We start from the raw sequence: 18970 nt of genomic DNA, 5'->3' as shown, positions 1-18970 counted from the left end.
TGGGGAGAGTGATGGTCCTGCGCACCCGCTTCTGGGACGAACTGACGACGGAGGATATCCGCGCCCTGCCGCCCGGTACGGTCGCCATCCTGCCCGTGGCGGCGACGGAGCAGCACGGGCCGCACCTGCCGCTCGCCACCGATGCCGTCATCAACCGCGGCATCCTGGAGCGGGCGCTCGCCCTGCTGCCGCCGGAGCTGCCGGCGCTGGCCCTGCCGGCGCAGGGGGTCGGCCACTCTCCGGAGCATGGCGGCTTCCCCGGCACGCTGACCCTGCGGGCGGAGACGGCGCGGGCCGCCTGGACGGAACTGGCGGAGGGCGCGCACGCCGCCGGGGTGCGCCGGCTGGTGCTGTTCAACAGCCATGGCGGCAACCCGCCGCTGCTGGACCTGATGGCGGTGGACCTGCGGGTGCGACGGGGCCTGCTGGTTGTGCCCGCCTCCTGGACACGGTTCGGCTACCCGCCCGGCCTGTTCCCGCCGGAGGAGCTGGAGTTCGGCATCCATGGCGGGGCGGTGGAGACGAGTCTGATGCTGCATCTCCGCCCCGACCTCGTGCGGCGCGACCGCATCGCCGACTTTCCCAGCGCGGCCCGCGCCGTGGCGGCGGGGAACCGCTTCCTGCGCAGCCATGGCCGTATCGGCACGGGCTGGATGACCGGCGACCTGAACCCCGCGGGTGCCGTCGGTGACGCCCGGCTGGCGACGGCGGAGGCCGGGCAGGCCCTGCTGGAGCACGCGGCGACGGCGCTGGCGACCCTGGTCGGGGAGGTCCACCGCCTGCCGCTGCCCTGGGACGGTGCGGAGCCGGGCGGCTGATCCGGCTTCGGTGGAACCCCCTCAGTCGAATCCGATGTCGCGGGTGCGCTGCTGGAAGCGCATCCCGGCATCGACATAGACGGTCTGCCCGGTGACGGAGGGCGTGCGCAGCAGGAAGATTGCCGCCGCCGCGATCTCCGCCGGGGCGGGACCGTGCCCCAGCGGCGTGCGGCCGTGCAGGCGCTCGAATTCCGCCCGGCTCTGCCCCGGTGCGGGCAGGGTGTAGCCCGGCGCCACGGCGTTGACCCGCAGCCGCGGCGCTTCCGACCGGGCCAGCGTCTCCGTCGCTCCCATCAGGGCGTACTTGCTCAGGGTGTAGGAGAAATGGTCGCCGTAGGGGGCGGCCAGCTTCTGGTCCAGCAGGTTGACCACGGCGCCCTGCACGCCCCGGGGCAACTGCCGCAGCAGGCCCTGGATCAGCAGGCAGGGCGCCAGTGCGTTCGGCAGCATGTGGTGCAGGAAGCTCTCGGCGGTCAGCGTGCCGATCCCGTCCCACTCGAAGACGGAGGCGCTGTTGACGACAGCCGTCACCGGCCGCCCGGCCGCTGCCGCCGCCGACTCCACAAGTGCGGACGCGGCGTCCGGGTCCGCAAGGTCGCCGGCTACGGTGGCGGCGTCCACGCCCCGGTCCCGCAGGGTGGTGGCCAGCGCCTCGGCCTCGGCAGCGGAGGCGCGGTGGTGGATCACCACGCTCCAGCTCTCCGCGGCGCAGGCTTCCACGATGGCGCGGCCCAGCCGCTTCGCCCCGCCGGTGACCAGGACCAGGGGCTGCGGCGCGGGGGACAGGGGATCAGGCATGGTCGCGCTCCAGGCTCAGTTCGACGGTCGCGGCGGGGCCGCCCCCCTCCCGCCCGGACAGGGCGACGCGCACGCTGCGGATGCGCTCGTCCTCGGCGAAAACGAACCGGGCGACCGCCCGTGCCGCCGCCTCCGGGCTCGGGAACGGACCTTGCCCGTCCAGCCGCTCCAGGATGAAGCGGACGATCCGGCTGTAGTCCACGGTGCGGTCGATGTCGGCCGTATCGCCGGCGAACGGACCGGGAATCGCCGCCTCCAGCCAGACGCTGACCAGGACGGGGACGGCGGTTTCCGCCGGGGCGAGGCGCAGGTGGCTGGCGACGCCGTTGACGAGGATGCGCAGGTGCGACATGGACGGAAACCTATGGCGGCCGGGATCGGGACAAGGGGTCGCGCGGCAGCATAGCGGCGGTCGCGGCGGGCGGATATCCTCCAGCCGCTTGGCAACGGCGGTCGGCGCCCTATCCTTCCGGCCGGGGTCCAGGCGGGCCAGCGGATCAGGTGGCGGGGCTGGCCGGATGACAGGCTGCCCGGATGACAGGCGGGGAGGATGGCATGCGTTTCGGGCCGGGTCTGCGGCCGTTCCGACCGGGGCGGTTCCTTGCCTGCATCCTTGCGCTGTTCGCGCTCTCCGGGCCGGCCCGGGCGGCGGAGACGCTGACCTTCATGACCGACTGGGTGGCGCAGGCCGAACATGGCGGCTTCTACCAGGCGCTTGCCACCGGGATCTATGCCCGCCACGGGCTGGAGGTGAAGCTCCGCCCCGGCGGGCCGGGCATGGATTCGCAGCGGCTGCTGGCCGCCGGGGCGATCGACGCGGCCATGGGCTCCTCGGGCTTCTTCCCGCTGAACATGGTCCAGGCGGGGGCGCCGGTGGTTGCCGTGGCGGCCCTGTTCCAGAAGGACCCGACGATCCTGATGACGCATCCGCGCGACGACGTGCGGGCGCTCGCGGACATGAAGGGCAAGCCGATCCATATCGGCGATCCCTCGGTCAACACGATCTGGCGCTGGCTGAAGTCCCGCTACGGGTTCGAGGACCGCCAGATCCGCAAATACACCTTCAACATCGCCCCCTTCCTGGTCGATCCGACGGCGATCCAGCAGGGCTACCTGACCAGCGAACCGTTCACCGCCACCAAGGCAGGGGTGACGCCCCGGGTCTTCCTGCTGGCGGACAACGGGTTCCTCAGCTACTCGGCCATGATCATGGTCCGCCGCGAGCTTCTGGAGCGGAAGCCGGAGGTGGTGCAGGCCTTCGTCGATGCCAGCATCGAGGGCTGGTACAGTTACCTCTACGGTGACCCGGCACCGGCCAACGCCCTGATCAAGAAGGACAATCCGGAGATGGACGACGCCACCACCGCCTATGCCCGCGCCCGCATGCTGGACTACGGCATCGTGGACAGCGGCGACGCGGCGACCCTCGGTGTCGGCGCCATGACGGCGGCCCGGTGGGAAGCCTTCACGGCGGAGATGAAGCAACTGGGCCTCTATCCCGCGGACCTGGACTGGCGGCAGGGCGTGGACCTGCGCTTCGTGAACAAGGGACACGGCCGGGAGGGACGGCCCTGAGCGTGGAACCGCTGCTCCGGAGCGAGGGGCTGGGTCTGCGCTATGCCCCCGGAGGCACGGCCGGAACGGAGGCCCTGGCCGATGTCGGTCTCACCGTCGCGCGCGGGGAGTTCGTCAGCCTGCTCGGCTCGTCCGGCTGCGGCAAGAGCACCCTGCTGCGCCTGATCGCCGGTCTGCTGCCCCCCACCGCGGGGGGCGTCCACTGGTCTGCGCCGCCGGGCCCCGGCGACATCGGCTTCGTCTTCCAGGAGCCGACGCTGATGCCCTGGGCGACGGTCGCCGACAATGTGCGTCTGCCGCTGGATCTCGCCGGCGTGGCGAAGGCGGAAGCGCGGGAGCGCGCGGCGGAGCAGCTCGCCCGTGTCGGGCTGGTGGACGTCGCCGCGGCCTTCCCGCGGGAGCTGTCGGGCGGCATGCGGATGCGCGCGGCCCTGGCGCGGGCGCTGGTGACCCGGCCGCGCGTGCTGCTGCTGGACGAGCCCTTCGCGGCGCTGGACGAGATCACGCGCTTCCGCCTGAACGACGAGCTGCTGGCGCTGTGGCAGGAGACCGGCGTCACCGCGCTGTTCGTGACGCACAGCGTCTTCGAAGGGGTCTACCTCTCCACCCGGATCGCCGTGATGTCGCCCCGTCCCGGTCGCATCGTGGCGGAGATGGCGGTGGATCTTCCCCGGCCGCGCCGGCCGTATCTCCGGACGGAGGCCGGATTCGGCGTCCTGTGCCGGGAGGCGTCGGCCCTGCTGGCGGCGGCCATGGGTGACAGCGCCGGCGGGGGAGGGATGCCGTGACCGGACCCCTGCGCCGCCTGCTGCCGGCCCTGCTGGGACTGGTCGTGCTCGCCGTCTGGGAAGGGGCGGTGCGCGTGGCGGCGGTGCCGGTCTTCGTGCTGCCGCCGCCGTCCCTGATCCTCCAGTCCCTGGTGGCCGATGCCGGCATCCTCCTGCCGTCGCTCCGGGTGACCGTCCTGATCACGGTCCAGGCCTTCGTGCTGGCCGTCGTCAGCGGCGTGGCGCTGGCCGTGCTGTTCAGCCGGTCGCGGCTGCTGGCGGCCGCGCTCTACCCCTATGCCGTCATCCTCCAGGTGACGCCGGTCGTCGCCATCGCTCCCCTGGTGGTGATCTGGGTCGGCTATGAGCGGATCGACCTCGCCCTGCTGATCCTGGCCTGGATCGTGGCCTTCTTCCCGATCCTGTCGAACGCCACGCTGGGGCTGTCGTCGGTGGACCCGAACCTGCGTGACCTGTTCCGCCTCCATGGCGCCAGCCGCTGGCAGACGCTGTGGCGGCTCCAGATCCCCTCGGCGCTGCCCTATATCCTGGCGGGCATGAAGGTGTCGGGCGGGCTGGCCCTGATCGGGGCCGTGGTGGCCGAGTTCGTGGCCGGCTCCGGTACAGCCTCGGGGCTTGCCTGGAGGATCGTCGAGTCGGGCAACCGGCTCGCCATCCCGCGACTGTTCGCCGCGCTGCTGCTGCTGTCGCTGCTGGGGATAGCGATCTTCGCGGCGCTGTCGTGGCTCCAGCGCCGGCTGCTCCGGCGCTGGCACGAGAGCGAGCTTGGGCCCGCTCAGGACTCGTAGCTGATCAGGACCTCGGCCGGCACGTCCAGCCGGTCCCGGCCGTTCAGGAAGGCCAGCTCCATGATGAAGGCCGCGGCCGTCACGTCGGCGCCGACGCTGCGCAGCAGATGGATCGCCGCCGCCATCGTCCCGCCGGTCGCCAGCAGATCGTCCAGCACGACCACGCGCTGGCCGGGGGCGATGGCGTCGGCCTGAATCTCGACCGTGTCGGTGCCGTATTCCAGATCGTAGGTGTAGCGGATCGTCTGGCCGGGCAGCTTGCCCTTCTTGCGCACCATGGCGAAGCCGCAGCCCAGGGCCAGCGACAGCGGCGCCGCGACCAGGAAGCCACGCGACTCGATGCCGACCAGCAGGTCCGGCTTGTGCGGGGCGACCGCCTCGGCCAGCTTCTCCACCGTCGCCTTCCAGGCTTCGGCATGGGCGAGCAGGGTCGAAATATCGTAGAAGAGGATACCGGGCTTGGGGAAGTCCGGCACGGTGCGGATGTGGGAACGGATGTCCATGGCTGACCCTTTCGCGGACCGGGGCTGCCGGCTGTTCCGGCCTACCCGTCGGGTCCGGCCGCCCGGAACCCGTTGACCGGCCGGTGTTGACCGGCCCGGGCGGTTCCTGTCAAGTGGGCAGGCCGCCTCGGAAGGGCGCACCCCGGCGCGGAGTGAGGCATGCGGGCAGGAGCTGAAGCGACGAAGGACCCCGGCTGGATCAGTACGGCCTGGGAGGAGGACCAGTGGGTCCTGGCGGCCGGCGGTCGCTGGGATCTGTCGGCCGTGCCGCGCCTGGACCAGCGGCTGCGCACGGCGGGGCCGGACCGGCCCGCGTCGTCCGTCTGCATCGACCTGAGCGGCCTGGTCGCGCTGGACACGGCCGGCGCGCTGCTGATCGACCGGCTGGCGGAGCGGCTGCGCGCCGAAGGCCATACCGTTGCCATCGTCGGTGCCCGGCCCGATCTCTGCGCCCTGCTGCGGGAGGTGCGCCGCGCTTCCCGGGCGGACAGTCCCGCGCTCCCCCGTTACGAGCCGATGCACGACCTGCTGGAGCGGGTCGGCCGGGCGACCGTGGAGGCGGGGCAGGATGCCGCGAAGCTGCTGGGCTTCCTGGGCATGGTCACCGTCACGGCCCTGCGGCTGGTGCGCCAGCCGCGCCGGTTCCGGATGACCCCCTTCGTCTTCCATCTGGAGCAGGTCGGCCTGAACGCGCTGCCCATCGTGGGCCTGCTGTCCTTTCTGATCGGCATCGTCCTGGCCTACCAGGGTGCCGACCAGCTCCGCCTGTTCGGGGCGGAGATCTTCGTCGTCAACCTGCTGGGCATCGGCGTCCTGCGCGAGATCGGCATCCTGATGACGTCGATCATCGTCGCCGGCCGCTCCGGCTCCGCCTTCACGGCGCAGATCGGCACCATGAAGGTGAACCAGGAGGTGGACGCCATGCGCACGCTGGGCCTGGACCCGGTGGAGCTGCTGGTGCTGCCGCGGCTGCTGGCGCTGATGGTCGCACTGCCGCTGCTGGGGTTCTACGCCAACGTGGTGGCGCTGTTCGGCGGCGCCGTGATGGCCTACAGCTATCTCGACATCACCTTCGGCCAGTTCCTCAAGCAGCTCCAGCTCGCGGTCAACGAAACCACGCTGTTCGTCGGGCTGGTCAAGGCGCCGGTGTTCGCCATCGTCATCGCCCTGGTCGGCTGCTACGAAGGGCTGCGCGTGACCGGCAGCGCCCAGAGCGTGGGCCAGCTCACCACCCGCTCGGTCGTCGTCTCCATCTTCCTCGTGATCGTCCTCGATGCTCTCTTCTCCATCCTCTTCTCCTACCTCGGCATCTGAGCCCGGCGGCCGCCGCGAGGCGGTGATCCGCGTGCGCGGCCTGCGCACGCAGTTCGGCGCCCAGGTGGTGCATGACGGGGTGGATCTGGATGTCTACCGGGGCGAGGTGCTGGGGCTGGTCGGCGGCTCCGGCACGGGGAAGTCCGTGCTGCTGCGGGAGATCATCGGGCTGATCCGCCCGAGCGGCGGCCGCATCGAGGTGTTCGGGAAGGACACCACCGGCCTGGACGCGGAGGCGGTGCGCCGGATGCAGTCCCGCTGGGGCGTCCTGTTCCAGGACGGGGCCCTCTTCAGCTCCCTGACGGTGCTGGAGAACATCATGGTCCCGCTGAAGGAACATGCCGCCCTTCCGCCGGGCATGATGGAACAGATCGCGCGGGTGAAGGTGTCCATGGTCGGGCTGCCGCCCGATGCCGGCGCCAAATACCCCTCACAGCTCTCCGGCGGCATGCGCAAGCGCGCCGGTCTGGCGCGCGCCCTGGCGCTCGACCCGGAGATCCTGTTCCTGGACGAGCCCACCGCGGGGCTGGACCCGATCGGTGCCGCCGCCTTCGACGAGCTGATCGGCAACCTGAAGCGCAGCCTGGGGCTGACCGTCTTCATGGTGACCCACGACCTCGACAGCCTCTATGCGATCTGCGACCGTATCGCCGTCCTGATCGACAAGCGCCTCATTGTCGGCACCACCGAAACCCTGGTGCAGGAAGAGCATCCCTGGATCCGCGACTATTTCCATGGTCCGCGGGGCCGCGCTGCGCGTGCGGCGAAGGAGTGAGCGGATGGAGAATAGGGCCAGCTACACCATCGTCGGTGCCTTCGTGCTCGCGCTCGTCGCGGGGCTGTTCGTCTTCGTCGTCTGGCTGGCGAAGGTCCAGCTCGAAGGGGCGACGACGCCGTACCGCATCTACTTCACCGGCACGGTGACGGGGCTGGTCGAAGGCAGTCCGGTCCGTTACCGCGGCGTGGCCGTGGGCACCGTCTCCGACATCCGCCTCGATCCCGACAACGTGGAGCGGGTGCAGGTGACGGTGGAGGTGCCGGAGGACACCCCGATCAAGACCGACGCCCTCGCGTCGCTGGAGCCGGTCGGCGTCACCGGCGGCGTCTATGTGGAGATCGCCGGCGGTTCCCGTGACGCGCCACTGCTGGCGGCGGAGGAGGGCGGCATCCCGGTGATCCCGTCGCGCCCCAGCACCATCGCGGAAGTGCTGGCGCAGGCACCGCAGCTCCTGGGGAACCTCATCGCCATCTCGGAGAAGGTCTCGACCCTGCTGAACGACGAGAACCAGAAGGCGTTCGCCGCCATCCTGGGCAATCTCGCGGCGGCGAGCGACGGCGCCAACACGACCATGCGGAATGCCGACCAGCTCGTCGGTGAGCTGCGCACGGAGGTGAAGGCCGTCAGCCGTCAGGCGACGCAGCTCCTGGGCAACGCCAACAAGGTGGTCGCCGGGGTCGGTGCCGACGTGCAGACCGTCGCGGCCGAACTGGCCAAGACCTCCCGCGACCTGACCCGTCTGACGTCGTCGCTGGCGACGACGGCGGAGGAGGTGCGGGCCATGGTGCATGAGAACCGCGAACCGATCCGCGACTTCACGAACGAGACGCTCTATGAGTTCGGCGCCCTGACGATCCAGCTCCAGGATCTGGCGGCGAACCTGTCCCGGGTGACGGGCCGGCTGGAACGCGACCCGTCGCAACTGATCTTCGGCACCGGCCGGACCGGCGTGGAGGTGAAATGACGTTCGATCCCAACCGTCGGCGGCTGCTGGGACTGACCGCGACCCTGCCGTTGCTGGGGGGCTGCAGCGTGGCGGACGTGCTGACGCCGCCGCCGCCGCGGCTCTACGTGCTGTCCCCGGCGCGGGAGTTCACGGCCGGCCTGCCGCGGGTGGACTGGCAGCTCCTGGTGGAGACGCCCCTGGCGAACACCGGCATCGACACGGCCCGCATCGCCCTCGGCGAGACGCAGAGCCGTCTCACCTACTTCGCCGGCGCCAACTGGGTCGATCGGGCGCCGTCGATGGCGCAGCTCCTGCTGATCGAATCCTTCGAGAACAGCAACCGGATCGTCGCCGTCGGCCGCGAGGCGACCGGCCTGCGCGCCGACTTCATCCTGAAGACGGATCTGCGCGACTTCCAGGCCGAGTACAACGGCGGCACCCCGGGGGAGAGCCGCCCCGTCGGCCGTGTGCGGATGACGGCGAAACTGGTGCGGATGCCGCGCCGCATCATCGTCGCCAGCGAGTCCTTCGAGGCCCAGGTGCCCGCCAAGGGCTCTGCCTTCTCGGACATGATCGAGGCGATGGACGATGCGCTGGAAGCTGTCATGCGCCGGATGGTCGAATGGACGATCCGCCAGGGCCATGCGAACGTCGAGGCCGATCCGATCCCGGCCGCCTTTGACCGCTGATATCCCTCCGCAACGACCGGTTTCTCCCGTGACGATCCCCCGACGCTCGCTGTTCGGCGCCGCGCTTGCGGTTCCCGCCCTCCTGGCCCCGTCGCTCGCCGCTGCCCGGCACACGGCAGCACAGACCACCGCCCCCCAGCCGGCCATGGCGCCGCCGGCGGCCAAGCCAGCCCAACGGGATCTGGTGCTGGGCACGGGAGCCGTCACCGGCCTCTACCTGCCGGTCGGGGCTGCGCTGTGCAGTCTCGCCAACCGCGACGGCCGGGTGCGCTGCCTCGTGGAGGCGACGGAGGGATCGGTCTTCAACCTGAACGCCCTGCGGGCGGGCGAGATCGACCTTGCCATCGCCCAGTCCGACTGGGTGCGGCAGGCCTTCTCGGGGGAGGGACGGTTCGCTGCCGCCGGTCCCTTTGCCGACCTGCGGACCGTGCTGACGCTGCATGCCGAGACGCTGGCGATTCTGGCTGCGCCGGATTCGGGCATCGCCGGTTTTGCCGACCTGAAAGGACGGACGGTCAATGCCGGCCCGGCCGGATCGGCCATCCGCACCCTGTTCGAGACGGTGGCCCGCCGCTTCGGCTGGACCGATGCCGATCTCGCCGGCCTGTCCGACCTGTCGCCCGACCGGCAGGGTGAGCTTCTCTGCGATGGCAAGGCGGAGGCTGTGGTCTTCGCCGCGGGCCATCCCAACGGTGCCGTGATGCAGGCGGTCACGGGGTGCAGCGGCGTTCTCGTGCCCATCGAGGGGACGCCTGTGGATGCGCTTGTGGCGGAGCGTCCGGATCTCGTGAAGGCGGCGATCCCGGGCGGGCTCTATCCCGGGGCCGACGAGGATGTGCCCTCCGTCGGGGTGGTGGCGATGCTGGTGACCACGGCCGCGGTGGACGAAGGGGCCATCCACGACCTGACCCGGAGCATTCTGGACCGGGCGGAGGATCTGGGGGGCCTGCATCCGGCGCTGCGATCAGTCGGCCGCGACATCCTGGCCGGACCCGTGGCGGTGGCGCCGCGCCACCCCGGGGCGGAGCGCGCCCTGACGGAGGCCGGCCAGGTCTCCCCCTGACACCCAGGAAGTCTCCCGGGGCCCCCTGGGATACGCCCGGCGGTTCCATGGCCCCGCCCCGATGCGCTATGAGGGGCGCCGCATGCTGCCGGGCGGAGCCATGACTTCCCAGCCTTCCTTCTCCCCGCTTCCCATCGACGGCATCCTGCCGGACCTGACCGCGACCCTGGACCGCACGGCTGCCGCCGTGCTCCAGGCGCCGCCGGGCGCGGGCAAGACGACGCGGGTGCCGCTGGCCCTGCTGGACCGGCCCTGGGCGGCGGACGGTCGCATCGTGATGCTGGAGCCGCGCCGGCTGGCCGCCCGCACCGCCGCCCGCCGGATGGCGGAGATGCTGGGCGAGGCCGTGGGGGAGACGGTCGGATACCGGGTCCGCCTGGACTCGCGCATCTCCGCCCGCACCCGCGTCGAGGTGGTGACGGAGGGGCTGTTCCTGCGTCGGCTCCAGGCCGACCCGACACTGGAGGGCGTCGCCGCCGTCCTGTTCGACGAGTTCCACGAGCGCAGCCTGGATGCCGACCTGTCGCTGGCCTTCTGCCTGCAGTCCCAGGCCCTGCTGCGGCCGGACCTGCGCCTGCTGGTGATGTCCGCCACCCTGGACGGCGGTCCGGTGGCGGAACTGCTGGGCGGTGCGCCGGTGCTGACCAGCGAGGGCCGCGCCTATGCGGTGGAGACCCGCTGGATCGAGCCCGCCGCCGGCGACCGGACGGAGGAGGCCGCGGCCCGCGCGGTCCGGCGCGCGCTGGCGGAAGAGAGCGGCAGCGTGCTGGTCTTCCTGCCCGGCGGCGGCGAGATCCGGCGGGTCGAGAGGCTGCTGTCCGATCCGCCCCTGCGCGACGGCATCCTGCTGACGCCGCTCTACGGCGACCTCTCGCTGGATGCCCAGGACGCCGCCATCCGGCCCGCCCCGGCCGGCCGGCGCAAGGTGGTGCTGGCGACCTCCATCGCCGAGACCAGCCTGACCATCGAGGGCATCCGGGTCGTCGTGGATGCCGGCCTGTCGCGCATCGGGCGGTTCGACCCGCGCAGCGGCATGGGGCGGCTGGAGACGGTGCGCGTCTCCCGCGCCTCGGCCGACCAGCGGCGCGGCCGTGCCGGCCGCCTGGAACCCGGCGTCTGCTACCGGCTGTGGAGCGAGGCGGCCGACCGCGCCCTGATCCCCTTCACCCCGGCGGAGATCCTGCGCGCCGATCTGGCCCCGCTGGCCCTGGAACTGGCGCAGTGGGGCATCACCGACGCGGCGGAACTGCCCTGGTTGGACCGGCCGCCGGAGGCCGCTCTCGCCCAGGCCCGCGACCTGCTGCGCCAGCTCGGCGCCCTGGATGACGGGCTGCGCATCACCCCGCACGGCCGCCGCATGGCGGAGCTGGGGCTGCACCCGCGCCTCGCCCATATGGTCATCGCCGGTGCCGGGCGGGGCTACAAGCGGCTGGCCTGCCGCATCGCCGCCGTGCTGGGGGAACGCGACCTCCTGCGCGGCGGGGCGCGCGACGCCGACCTGCGGCTGCGCCTGGACCTGCTGGAGGAGCGCCGGGGCGATCCGCGCGTGGACCGGGGCGGCCTGCACCAGGTCCGGGAGCAGGCCCGGCAGCTCGAACGCCAGATCGACGGCCCGGCCGGGGACACCGGCAGCGATGCGGCCGGCACCCTGCTGGCCCTGGCCTACCCGGACAGGGTCGCACAACGCCGGCCCGGTGCGCCGGGACAGTTCCGGCTGTCCGGTGGGCGCGGTGCCGCCCTGGACCCGACGGACCCGCTGGCGACGGCCGATTTCCTGGCGGTCGCCGACCTGGATGGCCAGGGGCGCGACGCCCGCATCTTCCTGGCCGCCCCGCTGACCCAGGCCGACCTGGAGGAGGACTTCGCCGACGCGCTGCGCCGCGAGGAGGTGGTCGCCTGGGACAGCCGCGAGCAGGCCGTGCTGGCCCGCCGCCGTCGCCGGCTGTTCGGGCTGGTGCTGAAGGACGAACCCCTGGTGCCACCGCCCGCCGACCGGGTGCTGCCCGCCCTGCTGGAGGGCATCCGGGAGATGGGCCTGTCCTGCCTGCCCTGGACGAAGGAGCTGGAGGCCTGGCGCCTGCGGGTCGGCTTCCTGCGCCGGACCCTGGGGGAGCCGTGGCCCGACATGGGAGATGCGGCCCTCCTGGACGGGCTGGAGGACTGGCTGGCCCCGTGGCTGTCCGGGGTCACCCGCCGCGGCCATCTGGACCGCATCGACCTGCACGGCGCCGTGACCGGAATGCTCGACTGGCAGGCGAAGCAGGAACTGGACAGGCTGGCGCCGACCCATGTCACCGTGCCCACCGGCTCCCGCATCCCGATCGACTATGCGGCGGCGGAGCCGGTGCTGGCTGTGCGGCTCCAGGAACTGTTCGGCGAGGCGGAGACGCCGCGGATCGCCGGCGGACGGGTGCCGCTGCTGCTGCACCTGCTGTCGCCGGCGCACCGCCCGGTGCAGGTGACGCGCGACCTCGCCTCCTTCTGGGCCAACGCGTACCGGGAGGTAAAGAAGGACCTCGCCGGACGCTACCCCCGGCACTACTGGCCGGACGATCCCTTGCAGGCGGAACCGACGGCGCGGGCGAAGCGCCGGCCGCCGGCCTCCTGACCGGAACCCTCCACGGCACCGGGATGCCCCCGACCGTCACTTCGCCACGGTGTCGGCCATGCGGGCGTCGCGGCTGCCCATGGGCCGTTCCGGCCCGGTCGTGGTGTCGCGCGCCGTCTGGTGCTCCATCTCCGCATCCAGCTCCGCCCCCAGCAGCACCGCATAGGCGCCCAGATAGAGCCAGAGCAGCAGGATGATGCCGGCCCCCAGCGATCCGTAGGTGGCGTTGTAATCCGCGAAATGGGTGATGTAGAGGGAGAAGGCGATGGACCCGACGATCCAGAGCAGGGTCGCCGCGGCCGACCCCCAGCTCACCCAGCGCCACCGCGCCCGGGCCCGGCTGGGACCGTAGCGGTACAGCACCGCCAGAGCGCCGGCGATCCCGCAGGCCAGCAGCGGCCAGCGCAGCAGTCGCACGAGGACATCCGCCGTCCCGCCGAGACCGAGGAAGCCCAGCACCACCGGGGTGGCGATGACGACGGCGATCAGGAAGATCAGCAGCAGGATGAAGCCCAGCGTCAGGGCCAGCGCCGTCCCGGTGAAGTGCAGGAAGCTGCGCTTCTCCTCCTCCTCGTAGACGATGTTGAGCGCGCTCATGAGCGCCTTGACGCCACCGGAAGCCGACCAGAGCGCAATTCCCAGGCCGATGACGAGACCGAAGCCCAGGGCTTCTCCGCTCTGCCCTGCCAGTGCATGGAGCTGCCCCACCAGAACCTCCCGGCCCTGCGCCGGCAGGACGGAGGCCAGGGCAGCGACCTGTTCTTCGACCTGCTGCGGGTCGGCGACCAGCCCGTAGAGGGAAAAGGTCGCCGTCAGCGCCGGGAAGATCGCCAGCAGGGTCAGGAAGGCGACACCGGCGGCCACGACCCAGACATTGTCACGGGACGATTCCGCCAGCGTGCGCTTCAGGATCGACCACCAGCCGCGGGCCGGGATCTGGCTGGGACTGTCGGCATGGCGGCCCTGCTGATCCGCCGCATGGTCCGCCTCCCGATCGGTGTGCCGCGCGCCCCCGGTCATGCGGCCCTCTCCGCCGCCCCGTCTTCGGAGCCCGTGGCACCGCGCGCCAGGCGCTGTGCCAGCCGTTCCCGGGTGCGCCGAACCTCCATCAGACGGGCGGCGACGATCAGGTGCAGCTCACCCGGCAGGTCATGCGCCAGCGCCGCGCGGAAGCATTCCTCCGTCTCCGCCTCGGCCGTGGCGATGGCGGCGGTCAGGTCCGCCTCGGCCCCGTCGGCCAGCAGCGCTTCGACCTGCCGCCATCCGGCCAGTTCCAGGCCGCCGGGCGCGGTGCCATGGACGGTCCAGCCGACCAGCCGGTGCAGTTCGGACTGCAACAGCGCGGCCGTGAGGCCCCGCTCCTCCGCCGCTTCGCGCAGGAGCAGGCGCGTCGGTCCTTCCGGCAGATGCATCCCGGCGCGGCGCAGGGTCCGCGTCGCCTGACGGGCGACCCCGACCAGATCGGCGACGAGAGCCGCCGCCGCGTGTTCCTGCGGAGGGGAATGCTGCGGCATCGCAGCCGAGCGGGAACCGTCGCGCCGCAGCAGGTCATAGGCGATCCAGGCGACACCGGCGCCGATCAGCAGCAGCGGAAGCGGGTTGCGCCGGACGGCATCGACGACATCGTCCAGAGTCGGGCCGACCTGACCGGCGCTCCGGAAGGCGTTGGCCGCGGAGTCGACGAGCCTGTCTGGTGTGAGCCGGCCCTCCAGTGCCCGCAGGGTCTCCTCCATCCGGCCACGGATGGCGTCGATCTCGCGTTCTATGTCAGCCGGATCGCGGCTGGCATGCGCGCGGCTGTTCCTGTCGTCCTGCGCGGCAGCGCCGCGCATCGTGTCCCGGGTATGGTCGGCACCGGCCATCGTCGGCTGTCCCCCTTCGGCTTGGCCGAAGGTGAACATCGGGCACTTCCGCAGGTTCCGTGCGCCGCACCGCCTGATCCCGTCAGGCGGCGACGTTGAGGTCGGACAGCTTGCGCAGCAGGTAGTTCAGATCCTCGCTGGCCATCTCCTCGAACTGGGTGAGGATGCGCTCCAGCATGCGGCGGCGGTGCCGTTCCAGATCCTGGTCACCGCCGTCGAACTCGGTCTCCCGCGCCACGTCCACGGCGACGCGGACGGCCGGATAGAGGTGGCCCGGCAGCGACGCCTTCTCGCACAGCGAACGGAGACCCAGGCGACCGGCATCGTGGATCAGCAGCCGGGCATTGGCGGCCGGAACTCCAGCCAGCCGGCCCATGGCGACCTCGAAGAACGGCAGGTCGCCCACGCAGAGGGCGCGCAGCAGCAGAGACGGGGTCAGCCGGCCGCCACGGGCGAGCTGGTCCACCAGCCGCTCAAGCTCATCCTCACCGGCCTCACCGACCAGAGCGTAGGTCGCGCGCTCACGGCTCTGCAGGATGATGTCGGCGGCGAAATCGGCCGGCAGGTCATGGCGGGAGACGAGCTGCTGGCGGAGCTGCTCGGAAACCATGGTGACCAGCCGCTCGGCCACGGTCACCGGGAGTTTGCTGCGGTTGATCAGCGGACCCTGTACGGTCTCGCTGCCGGGGAAGCGGTCGAGCGCGCGATCCATGGCGGTCGGCGTCACCGCCGCCTCCTCGTTCGCCATCAGCGCCGCGACCGCCTGTTCCGCGCCCTTGTCAACCAGGGCGTCGGCGACCTTCTCGGTCACGTCGGGACGCTTGGCGACGGCGGTCTGCTTCTGTTCCGACCCGGTGTGGACGATCTCCATCAGGTCGGTTTCGCTCAGCAGCGCCGACACCTCGATGAAGGGCAGCGCCACCTCCTCCACGTCGCGGGCGAGGGTCAGGGCCACGTCGCGCGGGATCGAAGTGCTGGTCTTGAGGCTGTCCGACAGGGCGGCACGGACCCGCACGGCCACATCCTTGGCCATGATGCGGACGATGTCCTCTGCCAGCACACGTTCGGAGGCCGAGAGGTGCTTGCCGGAGAACTGGCCCGCGACCTTCCCGGCCATGTCCGCCCGGGTCTGCGGGGACGGATCCTGCAACAGCCGCAGGACGTCCTGTTGGCTCAGGGTATCGGACATGGGGGCGCTGTCGTCCTGCCGTGACATGGGGAAGCCCTGCCCGTTGGGGAGTCGGACCGTCTGACAGTTTTAAAGCAGGACGGGCCGGTTTGCGAAGGCAATTTGCAGCAGACTCTCAGCGCCTGCCGCCCGCCTGACGCAGGCCGCGCCGCATCCTGCGCATTGCCGCCTCTACCGCGGCCATGTCCGAATCGAGATCGACCGCCGTCTCCGACGGAACCTCCAGCCCGCGGTCATCGTAGACATAGCTGTCGGGGTGATCTGTCTGCCAGCGGGCGACCGCCGCGTCGCGCTGCATCAGCAGCGTGGTGATCCGCGGTCGGTAGAAGCGCACCAGCGCCGTGATCCAGCGGTTCAGCGGCCAGCTCGGACGGGCGTGGTCCACGACGAAGCCGTCGAGCATGCGGATCACGTCCTCCGCCCTGTACCAGGTCTCCCCCGTCACCCAGCGGTTCGTCGTGAACAGGCGGATCGGCCGGCCCGACCTGTCCATCGAGATGCCGACCAGATGGGCCAGGGCGTCGTTGCCGTCCTCGTCCGGCTCCAGGTCCGGCAGGGCGACGGGCCTGATCCCCTCGGGCATGCCCAGCGGACGCAGGAAGGTGTGGAAATGGCCGTGCTCGCCCTCCACGCGCTCCTCCGGGGGATGGGCGTGATAATAGAACTGGGCGTGGTACTCGCTGTCATAGACGTCGCTGGGCGGGTAATGGCGCCACTCGTAGAACGGACCGGCCCCCCGCAGCACCTCGGAGATGACATTGTCGCCCGTCTTCGCCAGGACACGGGCGCAGAGCGCGACCTCCCGCGCGGCCTCGGTCAGGGCCTCCAGCTCGTCCTGGGTCAGCAGGTCCAGATCGCCCATGACACCCTTCGCGGAGAGGTCACCGCCCCCGTGGCAGCCACGCGGGACGGCCGCGGCAAAACGCCGCCATCCCCACTGTAGTTGTGGGCAAAGCCCATGGGAAGCACCCTTCGGGCACCGATCGGTCAGAGGGGGGCGGCACCCCCCGCGGGTCAGGCGCCGATCCCGGCGCAGGCCGCCTGTTCCAGCCGGGACAGCAGGTCCTCGCAGCGGTAGGGTTTGGTGAGGAATCCCAGGGGATAGGCGGCGGCCGCCCGGTCACGCTGGGTCGCCATATCGAGCGCGCTCATGAACAGGCTGCGGATCCGGTAGGCTTCCCAGATGGAGCAGGCGGCGTCCACGCCATCGCCGTTGCGCAGCATGATGTCCATCAGCACCAGATCGGGGTGCAGGCGTCCGGCCGCTGCGACGGCATCGTCAGCGGTGGCGACGATGCCACAGACGTCATGGCCGGCGCTGAGCAGGAACTGCTTCAGGCCCAGGGCGATGACGGCTTCGTCTTCGGCCACCAGAAGGCGGAGGGCGCGCGACGCCGCGCGGATCTTGACCTGGACGTGCATTACCGGACTGCCTCGCTTGGGGATTCGCATCATGCCGCAGGAGGCAAGGAACGGTTAATCCCAACTTGTGTGCGAATTCGAAATATGTCGATGGAGGTAGGATCCAGCGGCGCCACGTCATCCCTGCATGACGGCGGAAGGGCTTAATTTCCGCCGTCCATGTCTTTAGAATGTGATTTTCCTCAACCCGGGTGTTCCAACCGCATGTCCGCGCTCAAGACCGTCATCGTCCCGATCCACCGCGCCGGCTGGCCCTTCATCGCCGCCTTCGCAGTCGTCGCGGCGCTTCTCTTCTCCCTGTCCCCGGCCCTGGGCTGGATCGGCCTCGGCCTGACCGGCTGGTGCGCCTACTTCTTCCGCGACCCGGACCGGGTGACCCCGGTCGGTCACGGACTGGTGGTGAGCCCCGCCGACGGCGTCGTCTCCATGATCACCGAGGCCGCCCCGCCGCCGGAACTCGGCATGGGCCCCGAGCCGCTGCCCCGCGTCAGCGTGTTCCTGAACGTCTTCGACGTGCATGTGAACCGCATGCCGGTGGACGGCGTGGTGCGGGCCGTGGAGTACCATCCGGGCGCCTTCCTGAACGCGTCGCTGGACAAGGCGAGCGAGCTGAACGAGCGCAACTCCGTCCGCGTCGTCCTGCCGGATGAGCGCGAGGTCGCGGTGGTGCAGATCGCGGGTCTGGTGGCCCGCCGCATCATCTGCCACATCGAGCCGGGCCAGACCGTCCGCTCGGGTGAGCGCTACGGGCTGATCCGCTTCGGCAGCCGCTGCGACGTCTACCTGCCCAAGGGCACGCCGCCGCTGGTCTGCGTCGGCCAGCGCATGGTGGCGGGTGAGACGATCCTGGCCGACCTCTACGGCGTCGAGCCGGCGCGGCAGGGGGAGATCCGCTGATGGTCCGCCCGCCCCGGGTGTTCGGGCGGCGGGGCCGCCGGGTCCGGCCGCCGCGCCTGCGCGGCCTCACGGTCAACAAGCTGCTGCCGAACGTCCTGACGCTCCTGGCCCTGGCCTCGGGCATGACGGCGATGCGCTTCGGCCTGGAAGGCCGGTTCGAGCCGGCGGTGATCGCCATCGTCGTCGCCGCCGTCTTCGACGCGCTGGACGGCCGGATCGCCCGCCTGCTGAACGCGCAGAGCAAGTTCGGCGAGGAGCTGGACAGCCTCTCGGACGTGGTCAGCTTCGGCGTCGCTCCGGCCATGATCCTCTATGTCTGGGTCCTCAAGGACGCCGGGACCTTCGGCTGGATCGCCGCGGTCCTGCTGGGTATCTGCGCGGCGCTGCGGCTGGCCCGGTTCAACACGGCGCTGGGGATGGCCGTGGAGAAGCCGGCCTGGGCCTACAACTACTTCACCGGCGTGCCGGCTCCCGCGGGGGCGGGGCTTGCCATCCTCCCGCTGATCGCCACGCTGGAACTGGGCACCGGCATCTTCGACCATTCCTGGCTGGTGGTGCCGTGGGTCGTGGCGATCGCGGCCCTGATGGTCAGCGCTTTGCCGACCTTCTCGCTCAAGGGCCTGCGCATCCCGCCGCGCTATGTCGTCTTCGTGCTGATCGGCGTGGCCGCGATCTCCGCGGGGCTGGTCAGTGCGCCCTGGGCGACGCTGACGGTCATCGGCATCGCCTATCTCGGCAGCCTGCCCCTCAGCGTGAAGCACTATGAGCGCCTGAGGGACGAGGCGGAACGGCTCTCGGCCACGCCGGCGGATGCCGGTTCCGGCGCGGCCCCGGCCGGATCGCCCGTAGCGACAGAAGCAGCAGCAGAGGACGGCGCGGCGCGGTCCTGACCGCCCGCGCGTCCGACCGGCTGGGGGGCCACGAGCCCCCCC

General features: G+C 71.4%; 20 protein-coding genes. 12 read left to right on the top strand and 8 right to left on the bottom strand.

Annotation, left to right across the window (positions count from 1 at the left end):
* The first annotated feature begins 11 nt into the window (after positions 1–11).
* On the top strand, positions 12–818 hold the full coding sequence (locus tag RC1_RS06930; protein ID WP_041785192.1) for a creatininase family protein: 807 nt from the start codon (positions 12–14) through the stop codon (positions 816–818).
* 21 nt (positions 819–839) lie between these two features.
* Here the strand turns inward: RC1_RS06930 and RC1_RS06925 are convergent, their stop codons facing one another.
* Positions 840–1616 (bottom strand): SDR family oxidoreductase, encoded by a 777-nt coding sequence (locus RC1_RS06925; RefSeq protein ID WP_012566640.1) that lies wholly within the window; start codon positions 1614–1616, stop codon positions 840–842.
* Entirely contained in the window at positions 1609–1968 is a 360-nt protein-coding gene (locus RC1_RS06920; protein ID WP_012566639.1) for a dihydroneopterin aldolase, read from the bottom strand. The genes RC1_RS06925 and RC1_RS06920 overlap by 8 nt, the downstream gene beginning before the upstream one ends.
* A 203-nt stretch (positions 1969–2171) precedes the next feature.
* Between RC1_RS06920 and RC1_RS06915 the strand changes: the two genes are divergently transcribed.
* The 3 genes from RC1_RS06915 to RC1_RS06905 are packed head-to-tail and all read left to right on the top strand — an operon-like array spanning position 2172 to position 4767.
* A complete protein-coding gene (locus RC1_RS06915) occupies positions 2172–3191 on the top strand; it encodes an ABC transporter substrate-binding protein (protein WP_012566638.1) in 1020 nt (339 codons plus the stop codon).
* 2 nt (positions 3192–3193) lie between these two features.
* A complete protein-coding gene (locus tag RC1_RS06910; RefSeq protein ID WP_012566637.1) occupies positions 3194–3979 on the top strand; it encodes an ABC transporter ATP-binding protein in 786 nt (261 codons plus the stop codon).
* Complete coding sequence (locus RC1_RS06905) at positions 3976–4767, top strand: ABC transporter permease (protein WP_012566636.1); 792 nt, start codon at positions 3976–3978, stop codon at positions 4765–4767. The genes RC1_RS06910 and RC1_RS06905 overlap by 4 nt, the downstream gene beginning before the upstream one ends.
* Here the strand turns inward: RC1_RS06905 and RC1_RS06900 are convergent.
* Positions 4755–5270 (bottom strand): adenine phosphoribosyltransferase, encoded by a 516-nt coding sequence (locus RC1_RS06900; RefSeq protein ID WP_012566635.1) that lies wholly within the window; start codon positions 5268–5270, stop codon positions 4755–4757. The two genes, RC1_RS06905 and RC1_RS06900, sit on opposite strands and share 13 nt — an antisense overlap.
* Positions 5271–5429: 159 nt before the next feature.
* On the opposite strand from RC1_RS06900, the gene RC1_RS06895 reads away from it, so the two are divergent.
* From RC1_RS06895 to hrpB, 6 genes are all read left to right on the top strand, one after another.
* Positions 5430–6584 (top strand): MlaE family lipid ABC transporter permease subunit, encoded by a 1155-nt coding sequence (locus RC1_RS06895; RefSeq protein ID WP_012566634.1) that lies wholly within the window; start codon positions 5430–5432, stop codon positions 6582–6584.
* Positions 6544–7359 (top strand): ABC transporter ATP-binding protein, encoded by an 816-nt coding sequence (locus RC1_RS06890; protein WP_012566633.1) that lies wholly within the window; start codon positions 6544–6546, stop codon positions 7357–7359. The genes RC1_RS06895 and RC1_RS06890 overlap by 41 nt, the downstream gene beginning before the upstream one ends.
* Positions 7360–7363: 4 nt before the next feature.
* Positions 7364–8326: an MlaD family protein gene (locus tag RC1_RS06885; RefSeq protein ID WP_012566632.1), complete on the top strand. Its 963-nt coding sequence runs from the start codon at positions 7364–7366 to the stop codon at positions 8324–8326.
* Positions 8323–8997, top strand: a complete 675-nt coding sequence (locus tag RC1_RS06880) for an ABC-type transport auxiliary lipoprotein family protein (RefSeq protein ID WP_012566631.1) — start codon at positions 8323–8325, stop codon at positions 8995–8997. Before RC1_RS06885 ends, RC1_RS06880 begins: the two co-directional genes overlap by 4 nt.
* Before the next feature lie 28 nt (positions 8998–9025).
* Positions 9026–10060 carry a TAXI family TRAP transporter solute-binding subunit gene (locus RC1_RS06875; protein ID WP_012566630.1) on the top strand — a complete coding sequence of 345 codons (1035 nt, stop codon included), beginning with the start codon at positions 9026–9028 and terminating at the stop codon, positions 10058–10060.
* Between the two features lie 100 nt (positions 10061–10160).
* Complete coding sequence (hrpB, locus tag RC1_RS06870; RefSeq protein ID WP_041786143.1) at positions 10161–12668, top strand: ATP-dependent helicase HrpB; 2508 nt, start codon at positions 10161–10163, stop codon at positions 12666–12668.
* A 36-nt stretch (positions 12669–12704) separates the two neighbouring features.
* On the opposite strand, the gene RC1_RS06865 is transcribed toward hrpB, so the two are convergent.
* The 5 genes from RC1_RS06865 to RC1_RS06845 form a co-directional block, all read right to left on the bottom strand.
* Positions 12705–13688, bottom strand: a complete 984-nt coding sequence (locus RC1_RS06865; protein ID WP_012566628.1) for a YihY/virulence factor BrkB family protein — start codon at positions 13686–13688, stop codon at positions 12705–12707.
* On the bottom strand, positions 13685–14569 hold the full coding sequence (locus RC1_RS19985; protein WP_012566627.1) for a DUF3618 domain-containing protein: 885 nt from the start codon (positions 14567–14569) through the stop codon (positions 13685–13687). Before RC1_RS19985 ends, RC1_RS06865 begins: the two co-directional genes overlap by 4 nt.
* A gap of 43 nt (positions 14570–14612) precedes the next feature.
* Entirely contained in the window at positions 14613–15719 is a 1107-nt protein-coding gene (spbR, locus tag RC1_RS06855; protein WP_012566626.1) for a SpbR family protein, read from the bottom strand.
* A 115-nt stretch (positions 15720–15834) separates the two neighbouring features.
* Positions 15835–16581 carry a DUF6969 family protein gene (locus RC1_RS06850; protein WP_012566625.1) on the bottom strand — a complete coding sequence of 249 codons (747 nt, stop codon included), beginning with the start codon at positions 16579–16581 and terminating at the stop codon, positions 15835–15837.
* Positions 16582–16733: 152 nt separating this feature from the next.
* The gene (locus tag RC1_RS06845) at positions 16734–17141 is read right to left on the bottom strand and encodes a response regulator (RefSeq protein WP_012566624.1); all 408 of its coding nucleotides are present in this window, start codon (positions 17139–17141) and stop codon (positions 16734–16736) included.
* A gap of 204 nt (positions 17142–17345) precedes the next feature.
* Here RC1_RS06845 and RC1_RS06840 point away from each other — a divergent pair, with 204 nt between their 5' ends.
* Positions 17346–18038, top strand: coding sequence for a phosphatidylserine decarboxylase (locus RC1_RS06840; protein WP_012566623.1), 693 nt, complete (start codon positions 17346–17348; stop codon positions 18036–18038).
* A complete protein-coding gene (gene pssA / locus RC1_RS06835; protein ID WP_012566622.1) occupies positions 18038–18928 on the top strand; it encodes a CDP-diacylglycerol--serine O-phosphatidyltransferase in 891 nt (296 codons plus the stop codon). Before RC1_RS06840 ends, pssA begins: the two co-directional genes overlap by 1 nt.
* Positions 18929–18970 lie beyond the last annotated feature (42 nt).

Origin of the sequence: Rhodospirillum centenum SW (genome assembly GCF_000016185.1) — a bacterium.
GTDB classification, from domain to species: Bacteria; Pseudomonadota; Alphaproteobacteria; order Azospirillales; family Azospirillaceae; genus Rhodocista; species Rhodocista centena.
This window is presented reverse-complemented; position numbering and strand designations above follow the sequence as displayed.